Origin of the sequence: Mammaliicoccus sp. C-M13, from assembly GCF_022386845.1 — a bacterium.
GTDB classification, from domain to species: domain Bacteria; phylum Bacillota; class Bacilli; order Staphylococcales; family Staphylococcaceae; genus Mammaliicoccus; species Mammaliicoccus lentus.
In genome coordinates, this window is the sequence record NZ_JAJNHQ010000002.1 from 124,371 (window position 1) to 139,234 (window position 14,864).

Genomic DNA, 14,864 nt, shown 5'->3' on the forward strand with positions numbered 1-14,864 from the left:
CAATTATTTAGTAAGGGGGATAAACAATATGGCACAAGTAGCAAAAGGACTAGAAGGTATTATTGCTTCTGAAACAAAAATTAGTTCTATTATAGATAATCAACTAACTTATGCTGGTTATGATATAGATGACTTAACAGAAAATGCATTATTTGAAGAGGTAATGTTTTTACTGTGGAATCTAAGATTACCAAATAAAGAAGAACTAGAAGACTTAAAAGAAAAATTATTGCATTATATGACTTTAAACCCGAGAATGTACTCACATTTTGAAGATTATGCAACGGATAAAGTACATCCGATGACAGGTTTACGTACGTCATTATCATACTTAGCTCATTTTGATCCACAAGCTGAAGTGTTTGATGATGAAACAAATTATGAACGTGCGATAAGAATTCAAGCAAAAGTAGCTTCATTAGTAACTTCTTTCTCAAGAGTTAGAAATGGTAAAGAAGTTGTTAAACCTAAAAAGGAATTAAGCTATGCAGGTAACTTCTTGTACATGTTAAGAGGGGAAGTTCCTAGCGACGTAGAAATTGAAGGATTTAATAAAGCATTAATTTTACATGCAGATCATGAATTTAATGCATCAACATTTACAGCTAGGGTAGCAGTTTCAACATTATCAGATATGTATTCAGGTGTAACAGCAGCAGCTGGAGCTTTAAAAGGTCCATTGCATGGTGGCGCTAATGAGCAAGTTATGAAAATGTTGACTGAAATTGGAACTGTTGATAAGACAGATAGTTATATTAAAGAAAAAATCGAAAATAAAGAAAAAATTATGGGATTCGGTCACAGAGTATATAAAAATGGTGACCCAAGAGCTAAGTACTTAAAAGAAATGAGTCGTCGTATCACTGATGAAACTGGTCAAAAAGAGTTATTCGAAATTTCATTACGTATTGCAGAAATAATGAAAGAAGAAAAAGGTTTATTACCTAATGTTGATTTCTTTAGTGCAACTGTTTACCATAGCATGGGTATAGACCATGATTTATTCACACCGATATTTGCAGTAAGCCGTATGGCAGGTTGGACCGCTCATATTCTAGAACAATATAGAGAAAATAGAATTATGAGACCAAGAGCTGAATATACAGGTGAACGTAATCGTAAGTATGAACCAATTGAAAATAGATAGTTTTATAAATATAATATAAATAAACATATTTAAATGGAGGAATCATATAATGACAGCAGAAAAAATTACAACAAATCAAGGCGTTTTAAATGTTCCGAATAATCCTATTGTTCCGTATATTATCGGAGACGGTATTGGTCCAGATATCTGGAATGCAGCAAGTAAAGTATTAGATGCAGCTGTAGAAAAAGCTTATAATGGCGAAAAGAAAATCGAATGGAAAGAAGTATTAGCTGGTCAAAAGGCTTACGATGAAACAGGCGAGTGGTTACCTGCTGAGACTTTAGATACAATTAGAGAATATTTAATCGCCATTAAAGGTCCTTTAACTACACCAATTGGTGGAGGTATTCGCTCATTAAACGTTGCTTTACGTCAAGAATTAGATTTATTTACTTGCCTAAGACCTGTACGTTGGTTTAAAGGTGTTCCTTCACCGGTAAAACGTCCTGAAGATACAGATATGGTTATTTTCCGTGAAAATACAGAAGACATTTATGCTGGTATCGAATTCCAAGAGGGTTCTGATGATGCTAAAAAAGTTATTGATTTCTTACAAAATGAAATGGGTGCTAAAAATATTAGATTCCCTGAAACTTCAGGAATTGGTATTAAACCTGTTTCTAAAGAAGGTACTGAAAGATTAGTTAGAGCAGCGATTAACTACGCGTTTGATAACAATCGTCGCAACGTTACATTAGTTCACAAAGGTAACATTATGAAGTTTACTGAAGGTGCGTTCAAACAATGGGGTTATGATTTAGCTGAACGTGAATTTGGTGACCGTGTATTCACTTGGCAACAATACGATAAAATCGTTGAAGAAGAAGGTAAAGATGCTGCGAACAAAGCACAATCTGATGCAGAAGCTGAAGGTAAATTAATCATTAAAGATTCAATCGCAGATATTTTCTTACAACAAATTTTAACGCGCCCTGCTGAATTTGATGTTGTAGCTACAATGAACTTAAATGGTGACTATGTTTCAGATGCTTTAGCAGCACAAGTTGGCGGAATTGGTATTGCACCAGGAGCTAACATCAACTATGAAACTGGTCATGCAATCTTTGAAGCTACACATGGTACTGCACCAAAATATGCTGGTTTAGATAAAGTGAATCCTTCATCAGTATTATTAAGTGGTGTTCTATTATTAGAACATATTGGTTGGCAAGAAGCTGCAGATAAAATTACACAATCTGTAGAAGCGACTATTGCATCTAAAGTAGTAACATATGACTTTGCTCGTTTAATGGAAGGCGCAACTGAAGTTAAATCTTCAGAATTCGCTGATGAATTAGTTAAAAATTTACCATAATGTGATTAATTGAGGGGGGTTATATATAACCTCCCTTTTATTTTAAGGAGATGTAATTTATGACAAGAAAAAAAGTATCAATTATTGGCGCCGGCTTTACAGGTGCTACAGCAGCTTTTGTAGCAGCACAAAAAGAATTAGGGGATATTGTATTAGTTGATATACCTCAATCTGAAGATCCTACTAAAGGTAAAGCATTAGACATAGCTGAAAGCGCACCAGTACTTGGGTTTGATTCTAAAGTTATTGGGACATCAAACTATGAAGATACAAAAGACTCTGACGTTGTAATTATTACAGCGGGTATAGCTAGAAAACCTGGTATGTCGAGAGATGATTTAGTACAAACAAATCAAAAAGTCATGAAATCAGTTACTGAACAAATAGTTAAATATTCACCTAATGCAATTATTTTAGTTTTAACAAATCCTGTTGATGCTATGACGTACACTGTATATAAAGCATCAGGATTTCCTAAAGAGAGAGTTATTGGTCAATCGGGTGTATTAGATACAGCTAGGTTCAGAACATTCGTTGCAGAAGAATTAGACTTGTCTGTTAAAGATGTAACAGGTTTTGTACTTGGTGGTCATGGGGATACTATGGTTCCCTTAATTAGATACTCAGCAGCTGGTGGAGTTCCATTAGAAAAATTACTTTCAGAAGAAAAAATTAATGCAATTGTAGATCGTACAAGAAAAGGTGGGGCAGAAATTGTTAACCTTTTAGGAAATGGATCTGCTTATTACGCTCCTGGAGCTGCATTAATTGAAATGACGGAATCTATTTTGAAAGATCAAAAACGCGTATTACCTTCTATTGCTTATTTAGAAGGCGAATATGGGTATGAGGATATCTATTTAGGTGTACCAACTGTGCTAGGTAGTAATGGTATAGAAAAAATTATTGAATTAGATTTAACAAATGAAGAAAAAGAATTATTAGATGAATCTGCAGAAGCAGTTAAATCAGTTAAAGAAGTGTTACAATAGGAATAATATAGTTAAAGTACTGGCTGGGACATAAATAAATGTCTCAGCTTCATTCATTACAAGGCAGTATCTGATTAGGTATTAAAACGTGCTTAAATCAAGCTTTTTCATACTTAGTCATTTTTAATGGGGGTGGGACTACGAAATTTTTGAAAATGAGATTTTTGTCCTACTCCCTATTTTATTAGCTTAATTGTTAATACAGTGTTAACTTTTTGTAAAGTTCTCTAAATACGTATTATTTTTTTAATAATTTACGTTATAATTATGTTAAATCGCTTAAGGAGGTTCTTGCATGTCACAAAAAGTATTGGTAGTAGACGATGAACAATCAATCGTCACTTTGCTTAAATATAATATAGAACAAGCGGGTTACCAAGTTATTGTAGCCTATGATGGTGTCCAAGCATTAGAGAAAGTCAACGAAGAAAAACCGGATTTAGTGGTTTTAGATGTCATGTTACCTGAAATGGATGGTATTGAAGTATGTAAAACAATACGTTCAGATAAAAATCAAGTTCCTATTTTAATGTTAACAGCAAAAGATGATGAATTTGATAGAGTATTAGGTTTAGAACTAGGTGCAGATGATTACATGACAAAGCCATTTTCACCAAGAGAAGTGGTAGCAAGAGTTAAAGCAATTTTAAGACGAGTTAGCCAAATCGAATCTAGTCAATTAGATGAAGATGAAGATATTATATTAGGTTCAATTCGAATACGTCCAGATTATTTTGAAGTTTATCGAAATGACGAGCTTTTAGAATTAACACCGAAAGAATTCGAATTATTACTATATTTAATCGAAAGACAAGGCCGTGTGATTACTAGAGAACATATGCTGAATTCAGTATGGAATTATGAATTTGCAGGAGATTCACGTATTGTAGATGTACATATAAGTCATTTAAGAGATAAGCTTGAAGAAAACCCTAAACAGCCTCAGTTTATAAAAACGGTGAGAGGCTTAGGTTATAAGTTAGAAAGACCAAAAAATAATGATTAAGTTTTATAATAAGCTTTTAATTATACTTACAACAGTTACCGTTGTAAGTTTTCTTATATTAGGGTTTTTCCTACATAATTCAAGTTATGATCTAATATCTAAGCAAGAAGATAAACAAATGAAAAACGATTCTAGAAAGATTTACGATATTGCCAAACAACATCCAGAGGATTTGGATAATATATTAAATGTATTTGTACAAGATGTTTTAGTCATGAAGAATAATAAAGAATTATATAGTTCTCAAAATCAAGGGACTAAAATTTTTGATGATGAAAAAGATGATGCCATTAAAGAAGCTAGAAAATTCGATGAATCATTTAAACTTAATAAAGAAAAAAGTGAATTAATTTCTGCTAAAAAATATGGTGAATATACGATTGTTTTAGCAAAAGAATCTGAAACTATAGCAATTATTCAAAAAGATATTTGGCAATACTTGTTAATCGTCTTATTATTTACTTTACCACTTATTTATTTCGTAGTTAGATACATCAATACTTCTTACATCTATCCTATAAAAGAAGTAACATATGCTACTAAATTATTAGCTTCTGGTAAGTATAGAGTAAGAGTTCCAGAAAGTAATGTTAAAGAAACGAAAGACTTATTCATTAACACTAATGAGCTCGCTAGAACGCTAGACGATTTAAATAATGAGCAGAAACTCCAAAGAAATAGATTAGAAACGACATTAGAAAACATTCCAAGTGCAACGTTGATGATCGATAGAGATGGTTATATTGTTATAGCTAATAAAACTTATCATGATTTATTTGATAGAGTTGGGAATGCAGAAGGGCAATTGTTTAAAGATGTTATGCCTAATCAAGAAATCAGCCAAATGATGAACGAAGCTTTGAAGTTAGAACAACCTTTATTTGAGCAAATTGAATTGTATATTAACAATGTTCATAATAAATTTTTCGAAGTATCTACTATACCAGTCCTATCAAGACGTAAGAAAAATCTTTTAGGTCTCGTAGTAGTAATGCATGATATTACAAAATTGAAAAAATTAGAACATATGCGCAAAGACTTTGTTGCAAATGTATCTCACGAACTGAGGACACCTATAACTTCTATTAAAGGATTTGCTGAAACTTTATTAGATGGTGCTAAAGATGATCCAGAATCTTTAGATATGTTTTTAAATATCATTCTTGAAGAATCAAACAGGATACAATCATTAGTACAAGACTTGTTAGATTTATCTAAAATTGAACAAAGTAATAAAATTCCAAAAGAACGTATTTCTTTAACTGAAATAGGAGAGCATTGTATACAAACTGTAAGTAATGCAGCACATAAAAAAGATATTGAATTGATAGGTAATATCGATAATGATGTATATGCACTTGGAGATAAAGATAAAATCACTCAAGTTCTTATTAATTTGTTAACGAATGCCATTAGTTACTCTTCGCCATCTAGTGAAGTTGTTTTAACAATTAAAAATGAAACAGACGGACAAATTATTTCTGTTAAAGACAATGGTATAGGTATTTCTGAAGAAGAGCATGCTCGTATATTTGAACGCTTTTATAGAGTTGATAAAGCAAGAAGTAGAGATTCTGGAGGTACTGGCTTAGGACTGTCTATTACAAAACATATTATAGAAGCACATAATGGTGTAATTAAAGTAGAATCTAAAGTAGGCGAGGGCTCTAATTTTATAGTTAAATTATTTAATGAATAATCTTCATATAATCTTTACAATAAATTCACACTAGTTTCATGGTTTATAGATAGAATGAATCTAGACCCCTTCATTTTGATGATTGAGCAAGATACTTCGGTATCTTGCTTTTTTATTTTATGCGAAACAATCTAAATATGGACTTATATATGATAAAATGAAATCAATATAATGATGGAGGTATCTCACATTGGAAAAATTGGTACTTATAGACGGAAATAGTTTATCATTTAGAGCTTTTTTTGCATTGCCTCTTTTAACTAATAAAGCGGGCGTATACACAAATGCAATTTATGGTTTCACAATGATTTTAGATAAAATAATAAAAGAAGAACAACCGACTCATTTTATGGTTGCATTTGATGCTGGAAAAACAACATTTAGAAATAACATGTATAGTGAATACAAAGGTGGACGTGAAAAAACGCCGGATGAATTACGTAGCCAATTGCCATATATTCGTCAATTAGTTGAAAGTTATAATATTAAACACTATGAACTTGAAAATTATGAAGCGGACGATATTATCGGTACGCTATCAAAACAAGCTGATAATCAAAATTTAAAAACTATAATTATAACTGGCGATCGTGATTTAACACAATTAGCTAGCGAAAACGTAACAATTTATTACACTAAAAAAGGTGTGACAGATATTGATCACTATACACCTGAATTCATCGCTGAAAAGTATGATGGAATAGTACCAAATCAAATTATTGATATGAAAGGCCTTATGGGAGATAAATCAGATAATATACCAGGTGTCCCTGGTATTGGTGAAAAGACTGCTATCAAGTTATTGAAACAATTTGAAACAGTTGAGGGCGTTTACGAAAATATAGATGAATTAAAAAAATCTAAAATGAAAGAAAAGCTAATTGAAAATGAAGAAAATGCAAAATTAAGTAAAGATTTAGCGACGATTAATAGAGATAGCCCTATAGAAGTAACGATAGATGATTTAAAATTAACAGACTATAGCGATGAAGAGAAAATTAAACTATTCAAAACTTTAGAATTTAAACAATTGTTAGATCAAATGGATGCAAGTACAGAAGCTTCAGATGATCGTGTTATTGAATATATAGATAGTATGGATGACTTTGATTTTAAAAATACAAAAGAAGCGTCCATACATTTTGAGACGAATGAAAACAATTATCTAAAAGCAGACGTTCTAGGTTTCGCTATTCAAACGGAAAATCAGGTATTTGTGATAACAGAAGAAGAATTTAAACAAAATAAAGATTTGCATGAATGGTTAGAACGAGAAGAGGTATGGTTGTCTGCTTATGACGTTAAAAAGACTATTGTGTTATCACATAGATTAGGTGTAAAAATTAAAGGTGTTACATTTGATACAATGTTAGCGAGTTATATATTAGATCCTTCTAGAACAATAGATGATGTATATTCAGTCGTGTCTGAATTTGGAATTTATTACGTGCCTAATGACGAAAGCATCTATGGAAAAGGCAAAAAGTTACACGTGCCAGAAAGAGACGTTTTATTTGAATGTATCGCAAAAAAAGTGACTGCGATTTCAGAATCAAAAGAAAAAATGATTGACCTATTAAAAGAAAGAGAACAACTTTCATTACACGATGATTTAGAGTTGCCACTAGCGACAGTTTTAGCTGATATGGAGAGATTAGGTATAACAGTTGATAAGGATACTTTAGTAAATATGCAAGAAGATTTAAATTCAAGACTTGAGAAATTAATTGAACAAATTCATAATTATGCGGGTTCTGAATTCAATATTAATTCACCTAAGCAACTTGGTGTAGTATTATTTGAAGATTTAAAATTACCAATCATTAAAAAGACTAAGACTGGCTATTCAACAGCAGTAGATGTGTTAGAACAATTACGAAATGAACATCCTATAATTGAAGATATTTTAGTTTATAGACAATTATCTAAATTGCAATCTACTTACATTGAAGGCCTACAAAAAATGATTACACCTGAAGGTAAGATTCATACGCGATTTAACCAAACATTGGCACAAACTGGTCGCTTAAGTTCTGTTGAACCTAACTTGCAAAACATACCGATTCGATTAGAAGAAGGTCGTAAAATTAGAAAAGCATTTAGACCAAGTAAGAAAGACCATGTTATTTTTGCAGCTGACTATTCTCAAATTGAGTTACGTGTATTGGCACATATTACAGGGGACGAACATATGAAAGAAGCATTTACATCTAATGAAGATATTCATACGAAAACTGCAATGCGTGTTTTCAACATAGATAGTAAAGACGAAATTACTGGAAATATGAGAAGACAAGCTAAAGCTGTTAACTTTGGTATCGTTTATGGAATCAGTGATTATGGGTTGAGTCAAAGTTTAGGTATTACGAGAAAAGAAGCTAAGAAATTTATCGATGACTATTTAGATAGTTTCCCTAAAGTAAAAGAATATATGGATACAATAGTGCAAGATGCAAAACAAAAAGGATACGTAGAAACACTTCTTCATAGAAGACGATATACGCCTGATATTACAAATAGAAACTTTAATTTAAGAAGCTTTGCAGAAAGAACAGCTATGAATACACCTATACAAGGTAGTGCAGCTGATATCATCAAACTTGCAATGGTTCAGTTTGCTCATAAAATTAAAGATACAAACTTTAATGCAAAATTATTATTACAAGTTCACGATGAATTAATATTTGAAGTACCAAATGATGAAATAGATGAATTTAGGCCATTTGTAGAGGAAATCATGGATAATGCGCTTGAACTGAGCGTACCATTAAGTGTTGAATCAAGTTATGGAGACACATGGTATGATGCAAAATAATGAAGAGAAAGAAGACTGAAAATGCCAGAATTACCAGAAGTAGAACATGTTAAGAGAGGTATCGAACCTAAATTAATTGGAAGAACGATTCAACATATTAAATTTTCAGATAAAGTGAAAATAGGTAAAGATACAGGTAAAGAAACGATTGTTAAAGGTACCTCTTTAGAAGAATTTAAAGCACGTATTGAAAATTATACGATTACGAACGTATACAGACGAAGTAAATATATATTTATAGAATTAGAAAAAGATCAAAATCATCATATTATGATGTGTCATTTTGGTATGACAGGTGCTTTCTTTACAGTTCCGCAATTAGAAGATATTACGATACCAAATCATAAAAAGCATTGGCACGTTATTTTTGAGTTAGATAATGGAATTAAACTTATTTATACTGATATTCGAAGATTTGGTGAAATAAGAGCTTTGAAAGATTTAACAGAATATCCTTCAGTATTAAAAATAGCGCCAGAGCCATTTTTTGAAGAAGCTTTTAATCACTATAAAGAACAAATTAAGACAAAAAAGTTTATTAATAAACCTATAAAGGTGGCAATACTAGACCATACAGTGATTTCTGGGTGTGGAAACATATATGCATGTGAAGCTTTATTGCGCGCGGGGGTATTGCCTAGTCGAAGTGTTAAAGATTTAAGTGAACAAGAACAAGAAAAAGTTTTTCATGAGGTAGTAAAAGTTCTCCAAGAAGGTATTGATAACGGTGGATCAAGTATTTCGGATTATTATAATGCCGATGGAGAAAAAGGAACGATGCAAGAAAGACATCTTGTATATGGTAAAAATATTTGCGGACAATGTGGTGGTACTATTGAACAAGAAATTATAGCTACAAGAAACACTCACTATTGTCCAAATTGTCAAAAGTAGGTGTAAAGATGAGTCGTGTAATAGGTTTAACTGGCGGGATAGCTACGGGGAAATCAACAGTATCTAATCTACTAAAAAAACATGGATTTCATATCGTGGACGCTGATTTAGCTAGTCGTAAAGCTGTTGAAAAAGGCAGTAAAGGATTAGAAGAAGTGCGTGAAGTATTTGGTGACGAAGCAATTATTGATGGTGAAATGAATCGTCAGTATATTGGCCAGATTGTTTTCAATGATGAAAATATGAGAAATAAATTAAATAACATTATACATCCTAAAGTTCGTGAAATAATGGAAGATGAGAAACAACAAGCATTGAACGAGGGAAAAAACGTTATAATGGATATCCCTTTATTATTTGAAAACCAATTACAAGATACAGTTGATGAAACATGGTTAGTATATACAAATGAAACAAACCAAATTAATAGATTGAAAGAAAGAAATCAATTGACTGATGACGAAGCACTATCACGTATACGTTCACAAATTCCAATTGAAGAAAAACGACATTTAGCAGATGAAACTATTGAAAACAATGGCACAAAAGAAGATTTAGAATCGACTATTATTCAATTTTTAACTGCTAAAAACTATAAAACCACATGATTTTATAATAATTTCAAGTTTGAATTACTGATATTTTGATGCGTTCTTTAAGATAGACACTTTAAGTGTTTAAATTGAAGAGCGCATTTTTGTTTTACTAGAAAATTCAATGTTACATACTAAATATAATATATGAGTAAAAATACTTAATAACGTAGTTTTATTAATAAAAATAAAATTTTCAAAAACATAATAGTAAACGTTTTCAATACGATTTTAATGTGATATACTAATTGTAACAAATAGTATATCACATTAAAAGGGGTTCTCGATTATGAAAAAAAATATTGCGATTAACGGATTAGGAAGAATAGGTAGAATGGTATTAAGAGGTGCACTTAAATCTGATGATTTAAATATTGTTGCGATAAATGCGTCTTATCCGCCAGAAACAATTGCACATTTAATTAAGTATGATTCAACACATGGCAAATTAGATGAAGAAATAAAAGCAGTTGAAGATGGAATTGTAATAAATGATCATAAAATTTTATTAGTGTCAGAGAGAGACCCTAAATTATTACCATGGGGAACATTAAATATTGATATTGTTATTGAAGCAACAGGCAAATTCAACCATGGAGATAAAGCAGTTTCACACATAGATGCAGGTGCTAAAAAAGTAATATTGACTGGTCCTGCTAAAGGTGGAAAAGTTCAAACGATTGTTAAAGGTGTAAATGATAATCAACTTAATTTAAAAGAATTTGATATTATTTCAAATGCTTCTTGTACAACAAATTGCTTAAGCCCTGTAGCTAAAGTCTTAAATGATAAGTTTGGTATTGAAAATGGCTTAATGACAACCGTTCATGCTTTTACAAATGATCAAAAGAACTTAGATAATCCGCATAAAGATTTAAGAAGAGCACGTTCTTGTACTGACAGCATAATACCAACTTCGACTGGAGCTGCAAAAGCTTTATCACTCGTATTACCAGAATTAGAAGGTAAAATGCATGGTATGGCATTAAGAGTACCAACTTCAAACGTTTCTTTAGTTGATTTAGTTGTTGATTTGAAAACTGATGTAACGATAGAAAAAGTGAATGATGCATTAAGAGAAGCAAGTAATGGAGAATTGGCAGGGATTATGGCTGTAAGCGATGAACCTTTAGTTTCAATTGATTTCAATACTGACCCACATTCAGCTATTGTTGATGAACAATCTACGATGGTCATTGGAGATAATAAAGTTAAAGTATTGGCTTGGTATGACAATGAATGGGGATATTCAATGAGAGTTGTTGAATTAGCTGAGCAAGTGGCAAACATTTTAACTGAAACACAAGAACAAAAAATTTCATAATTGATATACTTAATAAACACAATGCGAATTTTGAAATTTGCATTGTGTTTTTATTTGATGATTTACAAATGTAAAGTAGTGAGCGTTTAAAAATATCCGAAACTACTGTATAATCTATGTATGAAAATATAAGTTCTGAGAGGTGAAACGAATGAGATGTCCAAATTGTAAATATGATAATTCTAAAGTAGTGGATTCAAGACACGCTGATGATCTGACTGCTATAAGAAGAAGAAGAGAGTGTGAATCATGTGGATTTCGTTTCACGACATTCGAAAGAGTTGAACTATCACCTTTAATAGTAGTTAAAAAAGATGGAGCTCGACAAACTTTTAATAGAGATAAAATATTAAATGGTCTCGTTCGTTCATGTGAAAAAAGACCAGTTGCTTTTCAAAAACTAGAAGATATTACAAACCAAGTTGAAAAAGACTTAAGAGCTGAAGGAGTTACTGAAGTATCTTCTAATGATATTGGAGAAAAAGTAATGGAACATTTAATGGATGTTGATCAAGTATCATATGTAAGGTTCGCGTCTGTATACAGAGAGTTCAAAGATGTCGATCAATTGCTACAATCAATGCAAGGTATTTTGAAAGACCGAAAGTAAGGTGATTATTAATGGCGGAATATTTTAGTGGTATAAAGCCTGGAGATGGCTTTTACGTGAAATCAAATTATAATTACACACATGTCCATCAAGACATATTAACTAGCTTATATACGCCGTTAATTGGTACTGATGCAATAGGTGTTTATTTATATTTATCACAATTTAATTTTCATAATGAACATGACGCTTATAGTCATTATACAATTATGAATGATTTAAAAATTAATTTATCAAATTTTAGAGATTCGTTAGATTTATTAGAAGGTATTGGATTAATTAAAACTTTTATGAAAGTAAACCAACAAGAGCAAACATTTATATACTCGTTACAACAACCTGCTACAACTGAACAATTCTTTAATGATCCTTTATTATCAGTTTTTTTATACCAACAAATAGGTAAGGCAAGATTTGTTGCCTTGAAAAATAGATATAAAGATAAAAGTGTTTCTACTTCAGATTATAACGATGTTACCAAAACTTTCACAGATGTTTTTAAAGTGCCTAATATGTCACAAGTAGCGCCTACAGATTCAATAGAAATACAACAAGATGCTAAAAACAAAGGTTTGGATTTATCCGATGTAAAATTCGATTTTGAAATGCTTGAGTTATTACTGAATAATCATTTAATTTCTAAAGAGATTTTAAATAAAAAGACAAAAGAAGTAATTATACAAATTGCTACATTATATGGTATAACACCTGTAGATATGAAATCTATCATTTTAAAATCTATAACAGAGAACCAAACAATCTCTTTAGAGGATTTAAGGAAACATGCTCGCTCAATTTATCAAATAGAGCATGAAGGTGCTTTACCAGCATTAGAAGTAAAGCAAGGTAGTATAACATCAAGTCAAAATGAACAACCAAGTGAAGAAGTAAACTCATTATTATCTTGGTATGAATTATTAGATACTACAAGCCCTATTGAAATGTTATCTTCGTTTACAGAATCCGAGCCAACCGTTGCCCAGAAAAGACTTGTAGAAGAAATCATTACTAGAGAAAAATTACCTTACGGGGTTATGAACATACTATTACAATATGTTATGTTCAAGAATAACATGCAATTACCGAAAGCTTATATTGAGGAAATCGCTTCTAACTGGAAGAAGTTAAAGCTAAGTTCAGCAGAGGAAGCTTATAATTACATTAAAGAATTTGAAAAGAAAACTAAAGAAAAGAAAAAGCAACGTCAAGAAAAAGGTAATTATAATTCATATAAATTGAAATCGATTGAAAAAACACCGGATTGGCTATTAAAACAAAAATCGAGTGAAGAAAAAGAAGACGGCGCCAATAATGATAAACAACAAGATGAAACTGATGAAGAATTTGAAAAAAGAAAAAAAGCTCTACAAAGAGAAATGGAAGCATTTTGGAAAGAAGGTGATCATTGATGGAACCGCTAGGGCAGCATTTGCAACAAAATAAAGATTTTCAAAAAAGACTAGATAAAATAAAAAGGGATACACTTGCCAATAAAGAAGTGAAAGCATTTATAGAAGCACATCAATCTGAATTGACAAATGCTATGATAGATAGAGATTTAGATCAACTGCAAGCATTTAAAGACCAGTCGAAAAGTTGTGAAAAATGTGATTGTTACAATAAATGCATTAACTTTGTTAAAGGGCATGTTCCAGAATTATACATTCAAAATGATCACATTAAAATTAGATATTTACCATGCCCGAATAAAATAGAACATGATGAACAACGCTTCCAATCTAACTTAGTAACATCTTTTCAAATGCCTGAAGAAACATTACAGGCAACAATTAAAGATATATACGTAGATAATGAAGCGAGAATGACTATTATTAAAAAAGCTATGGAAATTTGTAATAAAATAGTGAATGGTGAAGATACTAAAGGACTTTATATACACGGTCCATTTGGAACAGGTAAATCATATATACTTGGTGCAATATCTAATCAATTGAAATTGAAAAACCAAGCTTCAACAATTATATATTTACCAGAATTTATTAGAGTATTAAAAAATGGTTTTAATGATGGTTCATTTAGCCAAAGATTTGAATCTGCTCGAGAAGCAAAAGTATTAATGCTTGATGATATTGGTGCGGAAGAAATAACCCCTTGGGTAAGGGATGAAGTATTAGGTCCGTTATTACATTATAGAATGGTCCATAAACTAACGACTTTCTTTAGCTCGAACTTTAATTTTGAAGAATTAGAATTTCATTTGAGCAAAACGAGACAAGGTGCTGAAATAACGAAAGCAAGTAGAATTATGGAACGAATTAAGACAATTACTGAAGACTATGAACTTGAAGGCAAAAACTATAGAGCGTAATTTTAGCTTGATATTTTATAATAGAGTTGTATAATTGAATTATCTTAAATGAATATTTAAATTTAGAGGACATGACGTCTATTTAGCATTCACAGAGAGTCTCATCTAGCTGAAATTGAGATAATGCGATATATTCG

General features: G+C 31.2%; 12 protein-coding genes. All 12 read left to right on the forward strand.

The genetic code is table 11. The annotated features are described in order from the left end of the window. Positions 1 to 28 precede the first annotated feature (28 nt). The 12 genes from LQ615_RS02290 to dnaI all read left to right on the forward strand — a co-directional run bounded on the left by LQ615_RS02290 (position 29) and on the right by dnaI (position 14,727). A complete protein-coding gene (locus tag LQ615_RS02290; RefSeq protein WP_016999314.1) occupies positions 29 to 1,147 on the forward strand; it encodes a citrate synthase in 1,119 nt (372 codons plus the stop codon). 49 nt (positions 1,148 to 1,196) lie between these two features. After that, positions 1,197 to 2,465: an NADP-dependent isocitrate dehydrogenase gene (icd, locus tag LQ615_RS02295; RefSeq protein ID WP_016999313.1), complete on the forward strand. Its 1,269-nt coding sequence runs from the start codon at positions 1,197 to 1,199 to the stop codon at positions 2,463 to 2,465. Positions 2,466 to 2,524: 59 nt separating this feature from the next. Next, positions 2,525 to 3,457 carry a malate dehydrogenase gene (gene mdh / locus LQ615_RS02300; protein WP_016999312.1) on the forward strand — a complete coding sequence of 311 codons (933 nt, stop codon included), beginning with the start codon at positions 2,525 to 2,527 and terminating at the stop codon, positions 3,455 to 3,457. A 295-nt stretch (positions 3,458 to 3,752) separates the two neighbouring features. Then, on the forward strand, positions 3,753 to 4,463 hold the full coding sequence (locus LQ615_RS02305) for a response regulator transcription factor (protein ID WP_016999311.1): 711 nt from the start codon (positions 3,753 to 3,755) through the stop codon (positions 4,461 to 4,463). Continuing rightward, positions 4,456 to 6,162, forward strand: a complete 1,707-nt coding sequence (gene pnpS, locus LQ615_RS02310; protein ID WP_064211082.1) for a two-component system histidine kinase PnpS — start codon at positions 4,456 to 4,458, stop codon at positions 6,160 to 6,162. Before LQ615_RS02305 ends, pnpS begins: the two co-directional genes overlap by 8 nt. Before the next feature lie 190 nt (positions 6,163 to 6,352). Continuing rightward, positions 6,353 to 8,977, forward strand: a complete 2,625-nt coding sequence (gene polA, locus LQ615_RS02315) for a DNA polymerase I (protein ID WP_239703695.1) — start codon at positions 6,353 to 6,355, stop codon at positions 8,975 to 8,977. Between the two features lie 21 nt (positions 8,978 to 8,998). Then, entirely contained in the window at positions 8,999 to 9,871 is an 873-nt protein-coding gene (gene mutM, locus LQ615_RS02320) for a DNA-formamidopyrimidine glycosylase (protein WP_064211080.1), read from the forward strand. Positions 9,872 to 9,879: 8 nt separating this feature from the next. After that, positions 9,880 to 10,479, forward strand: coding sequence for a dephospho-CoA kinase (gene coaE / locus LQ615_RS02325; protein WP_064211079.1), 600 nt, complete (start codon positions 9,880 to 9,882; stop codon positions 10,477 to 10,479). Between the two features lie 274 nt (positions 10,480 to 10,753). Continuing rightward, a complete protein-coding gene (locus tag LQ615_RS02330; protein WP_064204343.1) occupies positions 10,754 to 11,788 on the forward strand; it encodes a glyceraldehyde-3-phosphate dehydrogenase in 1,035 nt (344 codons plus the stop codon). 151 nt (positions 11,789 to 11,939) lie between these two features. Then, on the forward strand, positions 11,940 to 12,398 hold the full coding sequence (gene nrdR, locus LQ615_RS02335; protein ID WP_016999305.1) for a transcriptional regulator NrdR: 459 nt from the start codon (positions 11,940 to 11,942) through the stop codon (positions 12,396 to 12,398). 11 nt (positions 12,399 to 12,409) lie between these two features. Next, positions 12,410 to 13,807 (forward strand): replicative helicase loading/DNA remodeling protein DnaB, encoded by a 1,398-nt coding sequence (locus LQ615_RS02340; protein ID WP_016999304.1) that lies wholly within the window; start codon positions 12,410 to 12,412, stop codon positions 13,805 to 13,807. Further along, a complete protein-coding gene (gene dnaI, locus LQ615_RS02345) occupies positions 13,807 to 14,727 on the forward strand; it encodes a primosomal protein DnaI (protein WP_239703694.1) in 921 nt (306 codons plus the stop codon). The genes LQ615_RS02340 and dnaI overlap by 1 nt, the downstream gene beginning before the upstream one ends. Positions 14,728 to 14,864 lie beyond the last annotated feature (137 nt).

What these genes read in the sequence shown, in the direction of transcription:
- LQ615_RS02290 (WP_016999314.1), top strand. Translation starts at nt 29, where the DNA reads ATGGCACAAGTAGCAAAAGGACTAGAAGGTATTATTGCTTCTGAAACA.
- icd (WP_016999313.1), top strand. Translation starts at nt 1,197, where the DNA reads ATGACAGCAGAAAAAATTACAACAAATCAAGGCGTTTTAAATGTTCCG.
- mdh (WP_016999312.1), top strand. Translation starts at nt 2,525, where the DNA reads ATGACAAGAAAAAAAGTATCAATTATTGGCGCCGGCTTTACAGGTGCT.
- LQ615_RS02305 (WP_016999311.1), top strand. Translation starts at nt 3,753, where the DNA reads ATGTCACAAAAAGTATTGGTAGTAGACGATGAACAATCAATCGTCACT.
- pnpS (WP_064211082.1), top strand. Translation starts at nt 4,456, where the DNA reads ATGATTAAGTTTTATAATAAGCTTTTAATTATACTTACAACAGTTACC.
- mutM (WP_064211080.1), top strand. Translation starts at nt 8,999, where the DNA reads ATGCCAGAATTACCAGAAGTAGAACATGTTAAGAGAGGTATCGAACCT.
- coaE (WP_064211079.1), top strand. Translation starts at nt 9,880, where the DNA reads ATGAGTCGTGTAATAGGTTTAACTGGCGGGATAGCTACGGGGAAATCA.
- LQ615_RS02330 (WP_064204343.1), top strand. Translation starts at nt 10,754, where the DNA reads ATGAAAAAAAATATTGCGATTAACGGATTAGGAAGAATAGGTAGAATG.
- nrdR (WP_016999305.1), top strand. Translation starts at nt 11,940, where the DNA reads ATGAGATGTCCAAATTGTAAATATGATAATTCTAAAGTAGTGGATTCA.
- LQ615_RS02340 (WP_016999304.1), top strand. Translation starts at nt 12,410, where the DNA reads ATGGCGGAATATTTTAGTGGTATAAAGCCTGGAGATGGCTTTTACGTG.
- dnaI (WP_239703694.1), top strand. Translation starts at nt 13,807, where the DNA reads ATGGAACCGCTAGGGCAGCATTTGCAACAAAATAAAGATTTTCAAAAA.